The organism is Runella sp. R0.1_18, assembly GCF_057652155.1.
This window is the reverse complement of record NZ_JBYFCK010000001.1, coordinates 365,675-381,205: the sequence shown is the minus strand read 5'-3', so window position 1 is coordinate 381,205 and position 15,531 is coordinate 365,675. Positions and strand designations below refer to the sequence as shown.

Here is a 15,531-nt window from a genome sequence, read left to right as displayed (position 1 = left end):
ATCAGCAATTTTGCACTTTAACCAACAACTTCTTAGTCGAAACTGATGAAAATTGCCATTGTAGGTTGCGGAAACATGGGAATGGCCTTTGCCAAGTCGTTTTTGCAATATGATTTAGTAAAAAAAGAAAACCTTCTTTTGATTGAAAAAAGCGCCAATCGCGCGGAAAACCTGCGAACCGAAAATACGGGCGTAGTGGTCGAAACCATCAGTGCGCACGTGGGTGAGTACGACGTTGTGATTTTGTCGGTTAAGCCGCAAGATTTCGGCATGGTTCAGGACGCGTTGCGGGAGGTACTTCAACCGCAGCAGGTGGTGTTATCAATCATGGCGGGGATTCCGATTTCTACCATCCAGGAAACCCTAAATCATCGTTTGGTCATCAGGGCCATGCCTAATACCCCCGCTATGTTGGGAATGGGTATCACGGGCTTTTCGGCTGCGAAAGAGTTGAGTTTTGCGCAACTATTGAAAGTAGATAACCTCATCAATGCCACGGGGCGCTCGGTGTTTTTGGAAGACGAATCCATGCTCGATGCCGTAACGGCCTTGAGTGGTAGTGGTCCTGCGTATTTCTATTATTTGGTCAAAGCGATGGTAGAAGCAGGCAAGCAGATGGGCTTTGAGGAGTCGATGGCGACGTTGTTGGTAAAACAAACCATGTTGGGTTCTTTCCACCTCATCAACAATGCCGATAAAAGCCTCGATGATTTGATTAAAGCGGTAGCTTCCAAAGGGGGAACAACCGAAGCCGCTTTACGCGAGTTTGAAGGAGGTGGTTTAGCCCAAACGCTCCAAACGGGGATTTTGGCCGCAGAGCGCCGTGCCAAAGAACTTTCAAAAGGATAGATTTAGGTCAAGGCGCTGATTTTTAAAGAAAATAACAAGGCTTTCCAACGTTCTAGTACTTTGGAAAGTCTTGTCTTTATAGATTGCATAATTTCAACGAAGCTTTTTTCGTTTGTTTTACATGAAGCATTTTGTACGCATTTTAGTTGTATTGTTTTTGGTGTGGGGAGAGGGGCGTGCGCAAACCCCCTCAGCGGTGCGTTTTGTGCGTAACCAAGGCCAATGGGACGCCGACGTACGTTATCGCGCCGATATTCCAGGAGGTTATTTACTCCTGAAAGAAAAATCGTTGATGTACGTTTTTTTTGAGGGAAACCCCCTTCGGAGTGCCCACGCCACGGGTGAACGCTTGTCTAATGCTCGTACAAGTCCACTTATAAACGGGCATGCTGTAGAAGTGATGTTTGACGGGGCGTCGTCGGCCATAAAAGTAAAAGAAGACCATTCAAACGCCGCCAAGTTTAACTACTTTTTGGGCAATGACCCCAGTAAATGGGCGAAAGATGTTCCTTCGTTTGGCGAGATTGTCTATGAAGATGTCTATCCTGGCATCGACTTTAAAATGTATGCTTTTCGCCAAACCCTCAAGTACGAATTTTTGGTCGATCCTCAGGCTGATGCCTCTAAAATTAAGCTTCGTTACGAGGGTAGTAAGTCGTTGAAGTTGGAAGATAATCAATTAGCGGTCGAAACTTCCATCAATACTTTTCGGGAATTAAAACCTTATACGTACCAAGAAATTAACAACCGTACCCGTGAAGTAGCAGCTCATTATCAGTTAGATGGCAATCAGTTGTCGTTTAATTTTCCCAAAGGATATGACCGCAGTCAAGCCTTAACGATTGATCCTGAGTTGGTGTTTTCAACTTTTTCGGGTTCGTTTGCCAATAACTTTGGGCACGCTGCTACTTACGACGAACAAGGAAATTTGTATTCGATTGGTACATTGCATTCAACGGGACCTTTTCCAGCGACTGCGGGAGCTTTTCAGCGACAATCGACTTTGAGTGTGGATATGGGTTTGTTAAAATTTAGCCCTGACGGTACTCGCCTTCTTTACGGAACCTACATCGGAGGCTCCGACGTTGACGTGCCGCACAGTATGATTGTGAATAACAAAGGAGAACTGGTCATTTTTGGCACGACTTCTTCCCAAAATTTCCCACTCTCATCTGGGGCCTATCAAACGCGTTTTGGCGGTGGAACGGCCGTTGAACCTGTAGGTGGATTTGGATATAATAATGGTAGCGACATTTTTGTGTTAAAATTGAGTGCCGATGGGTCAACTTTAGCGGCCAGTACATTGGTAGGAGGAAACGGTAATGACGGAATCTGTCGAACGTTTGATTTCAATTTAATAAACTACAGCGATGAGTTTAGGGGTGAAGTAGTAGTGGATGACAAAGATAACGTCTATGTGGCTACTTCGACCAACTCGACCAATTTCCCAACCGTCAACCCTACCACGGCTCAGTACGGTGGAGGGCGTCAAGATGCGGTGGTATTTAAGTTGAGTTCAGATCTCAGAACGATGGTCATGAGTACGTACTTGGGAGGTACAGCTGCCGATGGAGCATACGGTGTGAAATGGGCACCGTCGGGGGCTTTGTACGTCGCTGGTTTGACCCGAAGCTCAAATTTACCTGCCAAAACAACCGCATTTAAAAGCACCAAAAGCGGGGAAGAAGATGGTTTTGTGGCCAAATTTGTCAACGATAAACTTGAACAACTTACTTACCTCGGGACGGATAGCTCAGACGTGGCGTATTTGTTGGATGTGGATGCCGAAGAAAATGTTCACGTTTTTGGACTAACACGTGGCCGCTACCCCACCACCACAGGAGTTTACAGCAATACCAATGCGGGGCAGTTTATTCATGCCTTGGATAAAACACTCTCTCGAACGATATTTTCAACCACCATTGGCTCATCCAGAGCGAGGCCAGATATTGCGCCGACCGCTTTTTTAGTCAACGAATGTGGTAATATCTATTTGTCGGGTTGGGGAGGGGTTGTCAATTCACGAAATGGTTATAACCCAACAAGTAGCACCATTGGTCTGCCAACGACGCCTGACGCGTTTCGGACGACAACCACAGGAAGCAATTTTTACATTGCTATTTTAGAAAAAGGAGCAAAATCGCTGCTTTACGGTACGTTTATTGGAAGCACAACTTCGAGCACCGATGGTGATCACGTGGACGGTGGAACGAGTCGCTTTGCCAAAAATGGCGTGATTTATCAGGCCACTTGCGTGTGTCGTCAAGCCAATTTCCCTTCTACGCCCAACGTGTGGGCCGTAAATCGTAACAGTGCTGATTGTAATAACGCTGCCTTCAAGTTTGACATCGACCGCCTCAAAGCGGATTTTGATGTTTATCAAGGTGCGGCTAAAAATGTACTTTCGGGCTGTGCACCCATGACCCTAGATTTCTTAAATACAAGTGAGGGAGGAAAGACTTATACCTGGGACGTGCAAGGGAACAACATCTCGCGTGATCCGTTGAAAGCCACTTACACCTTTAACCAACCAGGCGAGTACCGTGTGACGCTGCGGGCATTTAACCCTTTGGTTTGTCGTGGGCAAGATGTCGTGACCAAAATTATCAAAGTAGGCGTAAGCAAAGCGGCTGCCAGTGGAGATACCACCGTTTGTAGCAACGTAGGTGTGCCGCTTAAAGCGACAGGCGGATTGAAATATTCGTGGACGCCTTCGGTGGGTTTGAGCAATCCGAATATTGCCAATCCTATCGCCAAAGTAAATGCCACTACCAATTTTATCTGTACCATTACGGATTCGGCTTGTGTCGTAACGCGCACCGTAACGGTCAAAATTAACAACGATAAGCCTGATTTTGCGGCTTTTAAAGATACCACGATTTGTGTAGGACAAAGTGCGGTGTTGAGCGCGCAAGGTAGCGCCACTCGTTATCGTTGGACTCCTTCGTTGACGTTGAGCGATTCGGTCGGAACGCGGGTAACGGCCAAACCACTGGTGACAACCGTCTATACCGTGACAGGGCAATATGCCGACGGCTGTTTGCCACAAAAAAACATTACTGTTCGCATTGATAACAATAAACCTGATTTTAAGGTAACGCCCGACACGACGGTTTGTACAGGACAAACGGCCATGCTCCTGGCGCAAGGTGCAGGGACAATTCGCTGGAAAGCTTCACCAACTTTGTCGGATACGACAATCAAAAATCCCGTTGCCAATCCTTTGCAAACTACTACTTACACCGTGACAGCTGTCTATCCTGATGGCTGTAAACCAAGTAAAACGGTAACGGTAAACGTGGAAAGTGGGCCACAAAACACCAGTTTTGACGTAGCACCGACCTACGCTTGCGGAAAACCGACAATGGTGCAATACGTGAATAAAACAACGGGAGCATCGCGTTATGAGTGGGATTTTGGCAATGGAACAAAGTCGGGCGTAGCGGCACCTGCGGCGTTGGACTATACCCAAAACGGAACGTATCAAGTAACACTCAAAGCGTATTCGCCGCGCGGTTGTGCAAGCACCGTGACGCAGTCGGTGTCGGTGTTGAACTTAGATAAAATTCCGAACGTCATCACCCCCAATGGAGATGGCAAAAACGATACATTCGTAGTAGGCGCTCCAAGTACCCGCATTGAAATTTTTAACCGTTGGGGAAAACGCGTATTTGCGAGCGACAATTACGGTGATGATTGGGGCAAAGATGTACTAAATGGCACGTATTATTACCAACTCACGCTGCCAGGTAATTCAACTTGCAAAGGCTGGATTCAAGTAATTGAATAGAAACGAATAACGATACTACAACAAAAAAGCGGCTTTCGGCCGCTTTTTTGTTGTAACTGTTTGTGTGTTTGAGGTTGTGAGCAACCTCAAACACGTTTAGTCATCGCTACGACGACCAAGCAATAAGCTTGCGTAATATAGTAAGTTAGCTAACGCTCCCAACGCAGCTACTACGTAGGTGAGGGCAGCCCATTGGAGTGCATCTTTGGCCATTCCGTACTCGTTACGATTGACAACGCCACGTTGTTCAACCCATGCCAAGGCGCGGCGGCTTGCATCAAATTCGACAGGAAGGGTAATCATGGCAAACAAGGTTACCCCTAAGTTGGCAGCTACCAAAACAGTTAGAATGGTGGTGCTAACAAGACCTTGGTTGTAGAAAATAAACCCACCAATAAACATCATTGCCATGTTGAAAAAGTTCAGGATGTTGCTACACACCTGCACCACAGGCACCAATGCTGAACGCATCTTCAGGGGAGCATAAGCTACTTTATGTTGAACGGCGTGTCCGCACTCGTGGGCAGCCACGGCTGCCGCCGACACACTGCGTCCGTGATAAACATCAGCGCTTAGGTTGACGGTTTTATCCGTGGGATTATAGTGGTCTGTCAGCATTCCTTCTACTTGCGTGATACGCACATCGTAGATGCCATTATCGCGCAGCATTTGTGAAGCAATTTCTGCACCACTCATGCCATTCATTAATCCTACCTGTGAATATTCGGTAAATTTGCTTTTTAAGCGCCATTGGACAATCATACCAATGACCATAAAGACAATTCCAATGAGAATTAAACCACCCATGTTTGTTTAAATTTTGCGCTGTCAATAACTATTTTTAATCTTCTCGATAAGCGAAGTCGTAGAATAACCTTTTACTAACGGAATGGTTTTCACGGCTCCTCCTCTATTAACGACAAAATCTGCACCAACGATGTTATCTACTGAATAATCGTCGCCTTTGACCAAAATATCAGGACAAATTGTCTGAATTAGCTCCAATGGCGTAGGTTCTCCGAACAAAATGACAGCATCCACAAACCCCAATGAGGCCATCAAGCGGGCGCGGGCGTATTCGTTGACCACAGGGCGAAGTGGGCCTTTGATGCTGCTTACCGAGGCGTCGGTATTGAGGCCAAGCACCATTCGGTCGCCTAAGTTACGGGCTTTTTCGAGATAGTCGATGTGGCCCAAGTGAACGATGTCGAAACATCCATTGGTAAATACAATTTTTTGACCTTCTGCTTGCCAAGCGCGGGCGGCTTGTGCACCTTCTTCCCAAGATAAGATTTTAGCGGCGGAATTAAACATGAGATTGTTACGAGGATAATGTGTTAATTGGAAAATTTGAAAATGTGCCAATTCAGAATATTTATTCCCAAATTTTCAAAATGATTCATTTTCAAATTATACTGTGGTTTTGGGGCTTTTTACGAGGGTGATGATAAACGAAATACCACCGAGAATGAGCATCAAAATCATCTGGGTACCGTGGATGTACGTCGCGAGGGCAAGGCCATCTTCTTTTGATAATCCGTAAAGTACCAATGCGCTACTTACCAAAATATGATAGGGGCCAATGCCTCCTTGCACGGGTGCCGACATTCCCAAACCACTCATGATAAGAATGGTTAGTCCTGCCAAAAGGGTAAGGTGTGATGACTCAGGAAGTACAAAAAAACATACGTACGAACTGAGCAAGTACATGGTCCAGATGAGAATGGTATGGAACAAAAACAGCCACGGATTCCGTAGTTTTCGGACGCTCAACAAACCATCAATTAACCCCAATACAAATCCTTCGATTTTGGCAAAAAGCGAATTTTGACGCAAACGCTCGGCATTTTTTCGGTAAAACCACCACGCAGCTCCTAAAAAGCCTATTCCTAGTACCGCCAAACCTCCCAAAAGGGCTATCCGATTGCTGCCATTCCCTTGGCCGATGCCCAACTTTTCGCCAAACAACTCCATGAAGAAATTGCTCAAACGCCCAAATTCGAGCACAAAAGCAAGTCCAATCAAAAACAAAAGCGTCACAACGTCAAAAACGCGCTCGGCTACGACGGTACCGAAGCCCACGTTAACGGGTACTTTTTCGAGGCGATTGAGCGTGCCGCAACGCGTCACTTCGCCCGCACGAGGGATAAGCTGGTTGGCAAAATACCCCGTAAATACCGCAACTGTGGAGTCGAACGCAGAGGGGCGATAGCCCAATGGCTCAAGGAGCATATTCCAACGGTAAGCGCGACTCCAAGCGGCAACGATGGTAAAAATGGTAACCAAAATGAGCCAGCTGTGGTTGGCGTGTTGGAATTTTGCCCACATGGAAGCCAAGTCCATGTCTTTAAAAACGTACCACATCAACCCACCCGCTACAGCAAGCGAAAGGCAGTATTTGAGAATATTTTTCATTTTATGTTGTTTGTAGTTTTATGGTCTATAGTCCATAGGGAGCAACGAATCTACTATTGACCATCGACCGTGGACCATTAACTATCGACTATCGACTATAAAACTCTGTTATTTTCGTCGGGGAAAACGATTTTTGGTTTGAAGGTTTTGGCTTCTTCTTCGGTCATCATTCCGTACGAAATGATAATGACCACGTCGCCCACTTGGGCTTTGCGGGCGGCGGCACCATTGAGGCAAATAATTCCCGTATTGCGCTCTCCTTTAATGACGTACGTGATGAGTCGTTCGCCGTTGTTATTGTTGACTACGTGTACTTGTTCATTTTCCAAGATACCCGCCGCTTCCATGAGGGCTTCGTCGATGGTGATGCTTCCTACGTAGTTGAGTTCGGCTTGCGTTACTTTAACGCGGTGGATTTTTGATTTAAAAAGGGTAACAAACATTGTTGTTTGGATTGTTTTCGCGGCAAATTTCAGTCTAAAAAACTATATTATCAATCAGACGGACCTTTCCAAGGTGGGCTGCAATACACAGCGCGGTTTGTCCTTCAGGTTGTAGCTCAGTAACATCTTGCAAACTGAAAGCATTCACAATTTCAAAATATTCTAAGCGAAAAGCGGGTTGTTGTGCAAAATGAGCTTCCATCCAATCTTTTACTTCGGCGGGAGTTTGCCCAGACAATAGCTGTGATTTGGCGGCACTCAAGCCCGCAAAAATGTGCGGAGCAATGGCACGTTCGTCGGGCGTAAGGTTACGATTTCGCGATGACATAGCAAGGCCGTCGGCTTCGCGGAGGGTAGGGCGGGGGTGAAGCTCAATTTGGAAACCTAAATCAATCATCATTCGACGCACAACGGCTACTTGTTGCAGGTCTTTTTGCCCAAAATACGTACGGTCGGGTTGAACAATGTTGAATAGTTTAGACACAACGACGCCCACGCCATTGAAGTGCCCAGGGCGGAATTTGCCCTCCATGACACGTTCCAAATCTCCAAAATCGAAAGTTAAAAGGGACTTTTCGGGATACATTTCTTGAACCGAGGGTGCAAAAACGGCGTCGCAACCAACCGTTTTGAGCAATTCACAATCTGCCTCCAACGTACGAGGGTACCGAGCAAGGTCGTCGGGGTTATTGAACTGAATCGGGTTGACAAAAATACTGCAAACCGACAGGTCGTTTTGGGCGTTAGATGCCTCAATGAGCGACAAATGTCCTTCGTGAAGCGCCCCCATCGTGGGTACAAATCCAACAGATTTGCCTTGTGCGCGTTCAGCCCGTAAATAGGCCCGCAAATCGGCTATAGTGGGGAAAATGTGCATTTTACGTTTTACTTTTTATAAATAAACCAAGCCCACGCAATCAATACAAATTGAATGGGCAAACGCACCAAGGCGGCTTGGTGGCTGCCAATCGCAGGGTTCTCTTTGAAAACATCAATAACGTGTAGAGGCAAAAATACCAGCATCATGACTAAGATGCCAAGTGCGGCAAACGAACGAAAACGGGGAATAAATGTGCCTACGCCTACAGCAATTTCTGCGATACCTGCCAAGTAATTAATCGCGGCTTGGGGTAAGAAATCAGGAATGAACGGCAAAAACATTGCTGGCTTTAAAAAGTGACTAACGCCCGCCAAAATCATTACAGCTCCGAAGAGAAATGTTAAAACCAGCTTTGCTTTTTTCATTGACTTTTAAGTTCATTGTTAAGTAAATAGTCTCCTTTATTTCGCCCGCAGAAGCCCGCTGAATAATACAAACGCAGATTTTTGCTGAAAAAGGACTTTATGAAGCGATTAATCTGCGTCCATCGGCGGATTTAAATCTGCGCCAATCTGCGGGTAAAACTTTAAACAAACTTAGCTAACACGTAGAAGTTTAATTTTTTAAAAATCCGTTGTCAATTTTCCAGTTTTTCTTGTCCGAACGCAACTCGAAATTGGCGCGGTCGCCTAGTTTTAGTACCATAGGTTTACCACTTTTGGTGTCGAGTAGTTGCGCTCCTTGGGCGTCGATTTCGTCGATGCCATAAAATACCGACAAATCACCAAAATCTTCGATGCTACTGCGATAGCTAAAGCCCGTCGCGTCAGCATTGTTGGCCTCGTTGCGGTTAATGGCTACGTCCACTGTGTAGCTTACGCCGTTGAGTTCGGTACGAGCATTGCGGATGATGAGGTCGAAGTGATTTTTCTCGTTTTGCGGAATTTTTTCGTAGTCGTTCCGATTCTGACGCGTGTAGGTTCCGTCGGCGATGGCTTCAAGCGCGGTCAAAATCGCGATGAAATTCATTTTACGCAAATACTGCTTTTCAGGGTCGTTTTTGTAACCTCCTGACTCAATAAGTACTAGGCTGGTGCCCCATTTGGCAATGTTATCGCCGAAGGCCCGTGGTTCAAACTCATCCGAATACCGTGCCACTTGGTTAGGAATAAATTTTTGTAAATCGCGGTTCATGCCCACAATGAGCTGCATGGCTCGTTCGCGGACGGAGTTGATGGTACGTTCTTCGTTGTAAGCCGTTGCCAAAAACGAAATCGCGGCGACTTCTTTGGTATTTCCTACGCTGTACCGAGGGCTTTGGTCGTGAAGGTTGAAGCCCACCAACGGCTTGAGCGTTTGTTGGAGGTTTTTAAGCAGCTTCGACTCAGGGCATTGAAGACGCACAGCATCGCGGTTCATGTCGATTTCTTGGGCGGTGCGGCGTTGCCAACGTTCGACACCGTCGGGGTTGAGCATCGGGACAAAATACAAGGTACTTTTCTCCAAAAGCTTTTTGCGAAGGTCGTCGAAACCATCACCGCTGGCATTCAAGAAGTTGAAAATATCGAGTAGTGCCATCGTTGCAGTAGCTTCGTCGCCGTGCATCTGCGACCAAAGAAGCACAGGAGGTGCGCCTTTGCCGTATTTGATTTGGTAAATGCTACGTCCTTCAAACGATTTTCCTGCTTCGCTTACGGCAAAGTTAGGACTCGTTTTGAGACGTTCTATCAACGGCACCAAGTGGCGGTGCTTAAACTCGCGACGTACACTGACGCTCTTTTCTCTAAATAAATCGTGCGCGTCGAAAAGGCGCTGAGCGAGGTTACTCTGGGCAATAATGGTTTCAGACATACAAAAAAAAGAAACCACCAATAACAGGTGTTTCATGATCTTAAAGGAGATATTGTGAAAACTCCGCGAAAGTTCTGAACTTTCGCGGAGGTTCGCAAGTATGAATGCTAAATCAGCCATTAGCCCATGAAAATGAAATGCTTAATCATCGTCTTACTCTTGACAGCTTTTGAGTTGCGTAGTCAACCACCCGCGAGCGTGCTTGAGCTTAAATTTGAAGCACCGAACCTCAATTATACGCCGTTGATAGATTGGGAAAACTACCAATTTACAGCCCGCGATGTCCCCATCGACAAGCAACATTTTTTGCGCGTAAACGTGCCCATCGAGCGCTCGCAGGTGGTGTATGTCCATTACATGGATACTACCAACCGTACGTACATCCACCGTTTTTTCTTACCCAAAGGCGATACTCTCAAAGGGCAGGAAGTCAATGGAAAGTTTGATTTTGAAGGCAAAAACAAGGCTGCGATTATCAACCGCTTTTTGTACCAGCAGGGGGTATTTGGTGGAGATTCTTTGATGAAGCGGCCGTTGATGCAAAAAGTTTCTACCGACATTTATACCAAGTTAATGCAAGATTTGGCCGAAGAGAGCTGGGAACGCTACAAGGCGACACAAGACACTGCCGACACAGGGCAAAATGCGTTTGTAAGAGCGGCTTTGGAAGCGCAGTATTACCAGCGTACCAAGTTTTTTGTCGCTACCAAAAACTGGACGGAGGCCATGTTTGAGGAGTACCGTAAAGGGAATGAACCCTCTTTTGTTTCGTCGGAGGTATATCATCCGCCGTTGCGTATTTTGCCCTTTGACGACGCAGTGTTGTCATTGGATTACCAAGGGTGTCTTTCGGAACATCTTCAAAAAGACATTACTCCCAAAGGAGACTTGTTTGAGGTGATGAGCGAATTGTATAATGTACTGGATCATCAATTAGCCCATTTACCCGTCACTCGCGAAACTCTTCTAGTACCTTGGTTGCTGTGGAAAAGAGATTATCCCCGAAAATACGAGATTATTAGTCGCTTTGAACGAGATTTCCCGAATTCTAAACGCCTCAAAGAATTGAAGTACGAATTTTGGAAAAATCAGAAGCCTGTTTCTGGAATCTCCATGCCTTCGTTGCCACTTTTGGCGGTAGATAGTAACCAAGTCTTTTTACCGACCCTTGCCAAAACTACCCATTCGCTGCTGTTGATTTGGAATACGTGGGAAGACAGCTGCGAACTTGCGTTGACTACTTGGGCAACTTTGGCACAAAAATACATGTCCCCCAACCTCAGTTTTGCCACCGTAGGAGTCCGCAACCATTTTGACAGTTGGAAAGAAGCGTTGAAAAAAAACTGGCCTGCGTCCAAAACAGGAACGCATCTATACGCGCGTCACGGAGAAACGGAGGTACTAGAGGGAATGTTTGGAGCCAAGCGCCCGCTGGTAGTGGTCATGGATACGGCGGGAAATTACGTGGAGCATTTTTCTCCGTTTGAGAAAGAGCGGCTGGATAAATGGTTGAAACGGTGAAGAGTTAAATTTTTATCTAATTTCGCCGACTTTTCTCAATTGATACAAAAACCGTTGTAATAGTCTAAGGTCTTCTGTGACAATTTCGGCATTTGCCACCATACCCGTACGGTAACGTAGTTTTTGATGATAAGTAGTTACCAAACCATTAGGTAGTGTTACTTTGGCGGGGAAAACACCGTCTTGAAGGGGTACTTCTGAGATTTCGGTAATGATTCCTTTAACGTACCCAAATTGCTCAAAAGGATAGCCCGCAAATTTTATCAATACCGATTGCCCCACTTTTACTTTTCCCAGATTTTGCTGTGGAATGGTAAGTAGTCCAATATAATCTGAGCCTGTGGGTATAACCGAAAACAATTCAGTTCGGTTGGGAATAAATTGGTTTTCTTCCAACAAAGTCGGGAAAGAGACCCGCCCAGCGATGGAGGTAGTCAGTACGTAGCGGCTTTTCCACTCTTCTACAGCACTGCGAAGCGTATTTAATCGCTGTAAAAAATTAGCGCGGTATTCGCGTACTTGTTGGTCCAGTACTAATAAATCACCTTGTTTGTTCCGTTGAGCTGTTTCATTTTGTAGAATTATCGTTTCCGTTTGACGATAAGGAAGGGTTCGAGCCAGTAACTTGCTTTCTTCTCGTTTCAATTCCAGAGGAGCAATGAGCCGTTCTTCGGCTAGTTTCTTTTGGACAGCGTATTCTTCCTGTGCCAGCCGACTGTCTTTTTGCTGAAGAAGCTGTTGCTGTCGTAGGTTGTCGGTCATGGCCTTTAAGTCTTCTATTTCTTTTAAAAGAAGTTCTTTTTTCTGGCTGTAAAAATGTCCTGCCAAGTAGGCTTGTAATCCCGTCAGTGACTCCTCAAATACCTGAAATTGGGGCTGTAATTCACCCAAATGACGATAGTCAGTCAGCCGATGCTGAGCCAACGTTTCCAGTCTGCCTGCATTTACCTCTTGCCATGCTCGATTCAGTTCGTTGGATAATCGCAAAACTTCATCGTGGTGGGCCGTACTTTCCAGGTAGCCCATGACTTGATTTGCCTGTACCGCTTGCCCATTTTTTACAAACAAACGAACCAACCGACCTTCACTGCGGGCGACTATACTTTTGGGAGCATTGACCGACGTAAGACGGAAGGGCGCTGAAACAACGTCAGGGTAACGAATGACCCACGTACCTATAAAGAAAGCAATGACTAACAACAATATGACCGTGGTACCCCACCGAACCAGCGAATGTGGAATACGGGTAATAAGTTCTTCTACTTCTTCAGAACGGACCGACGAGTAAGATGAATGGTTTGGCATAGGTTTAAGAGTCTAATTCCAATTGATTTTTAACTAACTCCCAATAAGCCCCGTGTTGGGCAATTAATTGATTGTGCGAGCCTACTTCTACGATTCGACCTGCATCGAGCACCACAATTTGATCCGCATTTTTGACGGTACTTAGTCGGTGAGCCACCACCACGACGGTTCGGCCTTTAAAAAAATCATTGAGTGCGTGCATGACGGCTGCTTCGTTGTTGGCATCTAGTGCATTGGTAGCCTCGTCGAAAAACAAAAATTGTGGGTTTTTGTAAATAGCTCGGGCAATCAGCAAGCGTTGCTTTTGGCCTTGACTGAGGCCGTTTCCTTCTGCCCCGATTTTGGTATTGTATCCCAAAGGCAGTGCATCAACGAAGTCAATGATGTTGGCTGCTCGCATGGCATTTCGTAAACGACTTTGGTCGAAATGTTCTTCCCCCAAAGCGATATTGGCCGCGATGGTATCCGAAAAAATAAAGCCTTCCTGCATCACTACCCCGCAGTTGCTACGCCACATCTCATGGCTCATATCGCGAAGCCGCGATTCGCCTACTTGGATTGTGCCTTCGGTGGGTTCATAAAATTTTAAGAGGAGCTTTAAAAGGGTGGTTTTTCCACTGCCGCTCATGCCCACAATAGCGGTGGTTTTATTGGCAGGAATGGTTAAGTTAATACCGTTTAAGACTTTGCGGTCGGCCATGCCAGGGTAGGAGAAAGAAAGCTGTTGTAATTCTAGCGCGCGCTGTTCGGGAAGGTAGTTCATTTTGGGGCGTTCAACGGGGTCTTCGTCCTCAAGGGTATGAATTTCATTGAGTCGTTCCAAGCTGATTTTGGCATCTTGCCAACTATGGGCAAAACCTACCAACTGCCCGATAGGGCCGCTCAACTGACCCGTAATAGACTGAATGGCGAGCATGGTTCCGAAAGTAAGTTCTCCGTCGATAACTGCTTTTGCACTCATAAATAAGATAACCAAGCTGATTCCCTGGAGAATCGTAAAAGTACCGGTTTGCTGAAACTGCCCTAGTGACAATGTACGAACCTGTAGGTGAAATATCCGAGCCTGTAATCGTTCCCAATCCCAACGAAAAAAGCGTTCGGCACCCGCCAGTTTAATATCCTGAACGCCCGAAATCATTTGGACAATTTTGTTGTGGTCTTTAGAAGCTAATTCAAACGATTTGAAGTCTATTTTCCGACGTTGGCGCATAAAGAGAAAAACCCAGCCGATATAGAATAGATTGCCAATCATGAAAATGGCGAAGATGCTTAGATGATAATAAGCCAATACACAGCTCAGGAGTAACAAATCAACCAAAGAAAACAGAATTGTCAGAGCTTGCCCTGTTAGCAGATTTTCGATGCGTTGGTGATCGCCAATGCGTTGAAGAATATCCCCAAGCCGTTTTGTTTCAAAAAACGAGTTAGGCAACCGCATTAGTTTGTTCAGAAAATCCGAAAGAATGGATAGGTTCAGTCGGGTACTGACATGGAGCATGATTCGCCCTCGAATAGCCTCAATGATTTGTCGACTGATAAGCAAAAAAGCCATGGCAGCTAGTAGTGTATATACAAAAGGTAAATTTCCGGTATTGACCCCTATATCAACCAATGACTGGGTCAGCATAGGATAAATTAGCTGAATGCCGCTGCTTACTAAAAGCCCCAGCAGCACTTGCGCAATGAGCCGACGGTATTGAATCAAGTAGCTTCCCAATTGTCGTAAACCCAAGGCTCCCGTTTTCTCGTCTTCCTGCTGGTAAAAAGCAGGGGTAGGTTCGAGCAGTAACACAATACCATTTGAGGAGCCATTGGGTGAATTAGTGGCCCAGTTTTGGCAAAACTCCTCGGTCGAATAATCAACTAATCCCTTGGCAGGATCGGCTACTCTAACAGCTTGGCGTCGCTTGCCCCAAAGCCATGTAGGATGATTTGATTTCCCCGCCCCAGTGATTTCGTAAACAATTACAAAATGGTTTTGCTGCCAATGTACGATGCAGGGAAGAGGTACTTCCTGCGCCAGTACCTCAAACGGCAGTTGCGTAGCCATGGTGCGAAAGCCAATATTTTCTGCTGCTTCGGCAATACCCAATAGCGATACACCGTCTCGGTTGATTTGAGACTTCTCTCGGAGCGTTTGCAACGAAAACGAGCGACCATAATGTTTGGCAATCATGCGCAGGCAGGTTGGCCCACAATCCATTTGATCAAGTTGACGATAAACAGGAAAGCTCATATTGGGCAAGGATTAGAGCCGGCTTGGCAGATTAGTTGAATTTCTCACTAAGGTAGGGAAAACGAGTAATTGTTGAAGGGTTTCCGTCGAGAGTGATATCTGCCATTGGAAATGGAGTACCACAAATGGGGGGCTTTTCCTTGGGTAAAAAGGGGCTGTCGGGAAGGCAAGACGACAAGCCTGATTTCCGAATGGATAGTATCGTTTCCAATCCCTTGCCTCCAACAATGGACTGTTGTTGGAGGGCTGAAAGCTCAAATTTTGTTAACATAGTCTTCGAAGTAAGCTATAAAAAGGCAGG

13 protein-coding genes are annotated in these 15,531 nt (G+C 46.0%); 3 read left to right on the top strand and 10 right to left on the bottom strand.

The genetic code is table 11. The features are described 5' to 3' along the window. The first annotated feature begins 45 nt into the window (after positions 1-45). A complete protein-coding gene (gene proC, locus AC23P2_RS01635; protein ID WP_122932374.1) occupies positions 46-849 on the top strand; it encodes a pyrroline-5-carboxylate reductase in 804 nt (267 codons plus the stop codon). Between the two features lie 121 nt (positions 850-970). Next, complete coding sequence (locus AC23P2_RS01630; RefSeq protein WP_487771574.1) at positions 971-4,639, top strand: DUF7948 domain-containing protein; 3,669 nt, start codon at positions 971-973, stop codon at positions 4,637-4,639. A 96-nt stretch (positions 4,640-4,735) separates the two neighbouring features. Here AC23P2_RS01630 and AC23P2_RS01625 read toward each other — a convergent pair whose 3' ends face one another. The 7 genes from AC23P2_RS01625 to AC23P2_RS01595 all read right to left on the bottom strand — a co-directional run bounded on the left by AC23P2_RS01625 (position 4,736) and on the right by AC23P2_RS01595 (position 10,204). Beyond that, entirely contained in the window at positions 4,736-5,446 is a 711-nt protein-coding gene (locus tag AC23P2_RS01625) for a zinc metallopeptidase (protein WP_487771573.1), read from the bottom strand. Between the two features lie 21 nt (positions 5,447-5,467). Next, positions 5,468-5,953 (bottom strand): D-glycero-beta-D-manno-heptose 1-phosphate adenylyltransferase, encoded by a 486-nt coding sequence (gene rfaE2, locus AC23P2_RS01620; protein WP_028524072.1) that lies wholly within the window; start codon positions 5,951-5,953, stop codon positions 5,468-5,470. Between the two features lie 96 nt (positions 5,954-6,049). After that, the gene (locus tag AC23P2_RS01615) at positions 6,050-7,054 is read right to left on the bottom strand and encodes a lysylphosphatidylglycerol synthase transmembrane domain-containing protein (RefSeq protein WP_487771572.1); all 1,005 of its coding nucleotides are present in this window, start codon (positions 7,052-7,054) and stop codon (positions 6,050-6,052) included. A gap of 95 nt (positions 7,055-7,149) precedes the next feature. Then, the gene (panD, locus tag AC23P2_RS01610; RefSeq protein WP_122932370.1) at positions 7,150-7,497 is read right to left on the bottom strand and encodes an aspartate 1-decarboxylase; all 348 of its coding nucleotides are present in this window, start codon (positions 7,495-7,497) and stop codon (positions 7,150-7,152) included. A gap of 34 nt (positions 7,498-7,531) precedes the next feature. Next, positions 7,532-8,374 (bottom strand): pantoate--beta-alanine ligase, encoded by an 843-nt coding sequence (gene panC, locus AC23P2_RS01605; protein WP_487771571.1) that lies wholly within the window; start codon positions 8,372-8,374, stop codon positions 7,532-7,534. 8 nt (positions 8,375-8,382) lie between these two features. Then, positions 8,383-8,742 (bottom strand): DoxX family protein, encoded by a 360-nt coding sequence (locus AC23P2_RS01600; protein WP_487771570.1) that lies wholly within the window; start codon positions 8,740-8,742, stop codon positions 8,383-8,385. 190 nt (positions 8,743-8,932) lie between these two features. Further along, positions 8,933-10,204: a M14 family zinc carboxypeptidase gene (locus tag AC23P2_RS01595; protein WP_487771569.1), complete on the bottom strand. Its 1,272-nt coding sequence runs from the start codon at positions 10,202-10,204 to the stop codon at positions 8,933-8,935. Positions 10,205-10,294: 90 nt separating this feature from the next. On the opposite strand from AC23P2_RS01595, the gene AC23P2_RS01590 reads away from it, so the two are divergent. Further along, positions 10,295-11,689 (top strand): hypothetical protein, encoded by a 1,395-nt coding sequence (locus AC23P2_RS01590; protein ID WP_487771568.1) that lies wholly within the window; start codon positions 10,295-10,297, stop codon positions 11,687-11,689. 12 nt (positions 11,690-11,701) lie between these two features. Here AC23P2_RS01590 and AC23P2_RS01585 read toward each other — a convergent pair whose 3' ends face one another. Genes AC23P2_RS01585 through AC23P2_RS01575 form a run of 3 tightly spaced genes read right to left on the bottom strand, consistent with a single transcriptional unit; the run spans position 11,702 to position 15,501 of the window. Continuing rightward, the gene (locus AC23P2_RS01585; RefSeq protein ID WP_487771567.1) at positions 11,702-12,994 is read right to left on the bottom strand and encodes a beta-barrel domain-containing protein; all 1,293 of its coding nucleotides are present in this window, start codon (positions 12,992-12,994) and stop codon (positions 11,702-11,704) included. A 4-nt stretch (positions 12,995-12,998) separates the two neighbouring features. Beyond that, positions 12,999-15,230, bottom strand: a complete 2,232-nt coding sequence (locus AC23P2_RS01580; RefSeq protein ID WP_487771566.1) for a peptidase domain-containing ABC transporter — start codon at positions 15,228-15,230, stop codon at positions 12,999-13,001. Positions 15,231-15,261: 31 nt separating this feature from the next. Next, complete coding sequence (locus AC23P2_RS01575) at positions 15,262-15,501, bottom strand: hypothetical protein (protein WP_487771565.1); 240 nt, start codon at positions 15,499-15,501, stop codon at positions 15,262-15,264. Positions 15,502-15,531 lie beyond the last annotated feature (30 nt).

What these genes read in the sequence shown, in the direction of transcription:
- rfaE2 (WP_028524072.1), bottom strand. Translation starts at nt 5,953, where the DNA reads ATGTTTAATTCCGCCGCTAAAATCTTATCTTGGGAAGAAGGTGCACAA.
- AC23P2_RS01580 (WP_487771566.1), bottom strand. Translation starts at nt 15,230, where the DNA reads ATGAGCTTTCCTGTTTATCGTCAACTTGATCAAATGGATTGTGGGCCA.
- AC23P2_RS01615 (WP_487771572.1), bottom strand. Translation starts at nt 7,054, where the DNA reads ATGAAAAATATTCTCAAATACTGCCTTTCGCTTGCTGTAGCGGGTGGG.
- AC23P2_RS01600 (WP_487771570.1), bottom strand. Translation starts at nt 8,742, where the DNA reads ATGAAAAAAGCAAAGCTGGTTTTAACATTTCTCTTCGGAGCTGTAATG.
- AC23P2_RS01575 (WP_487771565.1), bottom strand. Translation starts at nt 15,501, where the DNA reads ATGTTAACAAAATTTGAGCTTTCAGCCCTCCAACAACAGTCCATTGTT.
- panC (WP_487771571.1), bottom strand. Translation starts at nt 8,374, where the DNA reads ATGCACATTTTCCCCACTATAGCCGATTTGCGGGCCTATTTACGGGCT.
- AC23P2_RS01595 (WP_487771569.1), bottom strand. Translation starts at nt 10,204, where the DNA reads ATGAAACACCTGTTATTGGTGGTTTCTTTTTTTTGTATGTCTGAAACC.
- panD (WP_122932370.1), bottom strand. Translation starts at nt 7,497, where the DNA reads ATGTTTGTTACCCTTTTTAAATCAAAAATCCACCGCGTTAAAGTAACG.
- AC23P2_RS01585 (WP_487771567.1), bottom strand. Translation starts at nt 12,994, where the DNA reads ATGCCAAACCATTCATCTTACTCGTCGGTCCGTTCTGAAGAAGTAGAA.
- AC23P2_RS01625 (WP_487771573.1), bottom strand. Translation starts at nt 5,446, where the DNA reads ATGGGTGGTTTAATTCTCATTGGAATTGTCTTTATGGTCATTGGTATG.
- AC23P2_RS01590 (WP_487771568.1), top strand. Translation starts at nt 10,295, where the DNA reads ATGAAAATGAAATGCTTAATCATCGTCTTACTCTTGACAGCTTTTGAG.
- proC (WP_122932374.1), top strand. Translation starts at nt 46, where the DNA reads ATGAAAATTGCCATTGTAGGTTGCGGAAACATGGGAATGGCCTTTGCC.
- AC23P2_RS01630 (WP_487771574.1), top strand. Translation starts at nt 971, where the DNA reads ATGAAGCATTTTGTACGCATTTTAGTTGTATTGTTTTTGGTGTGGGGA.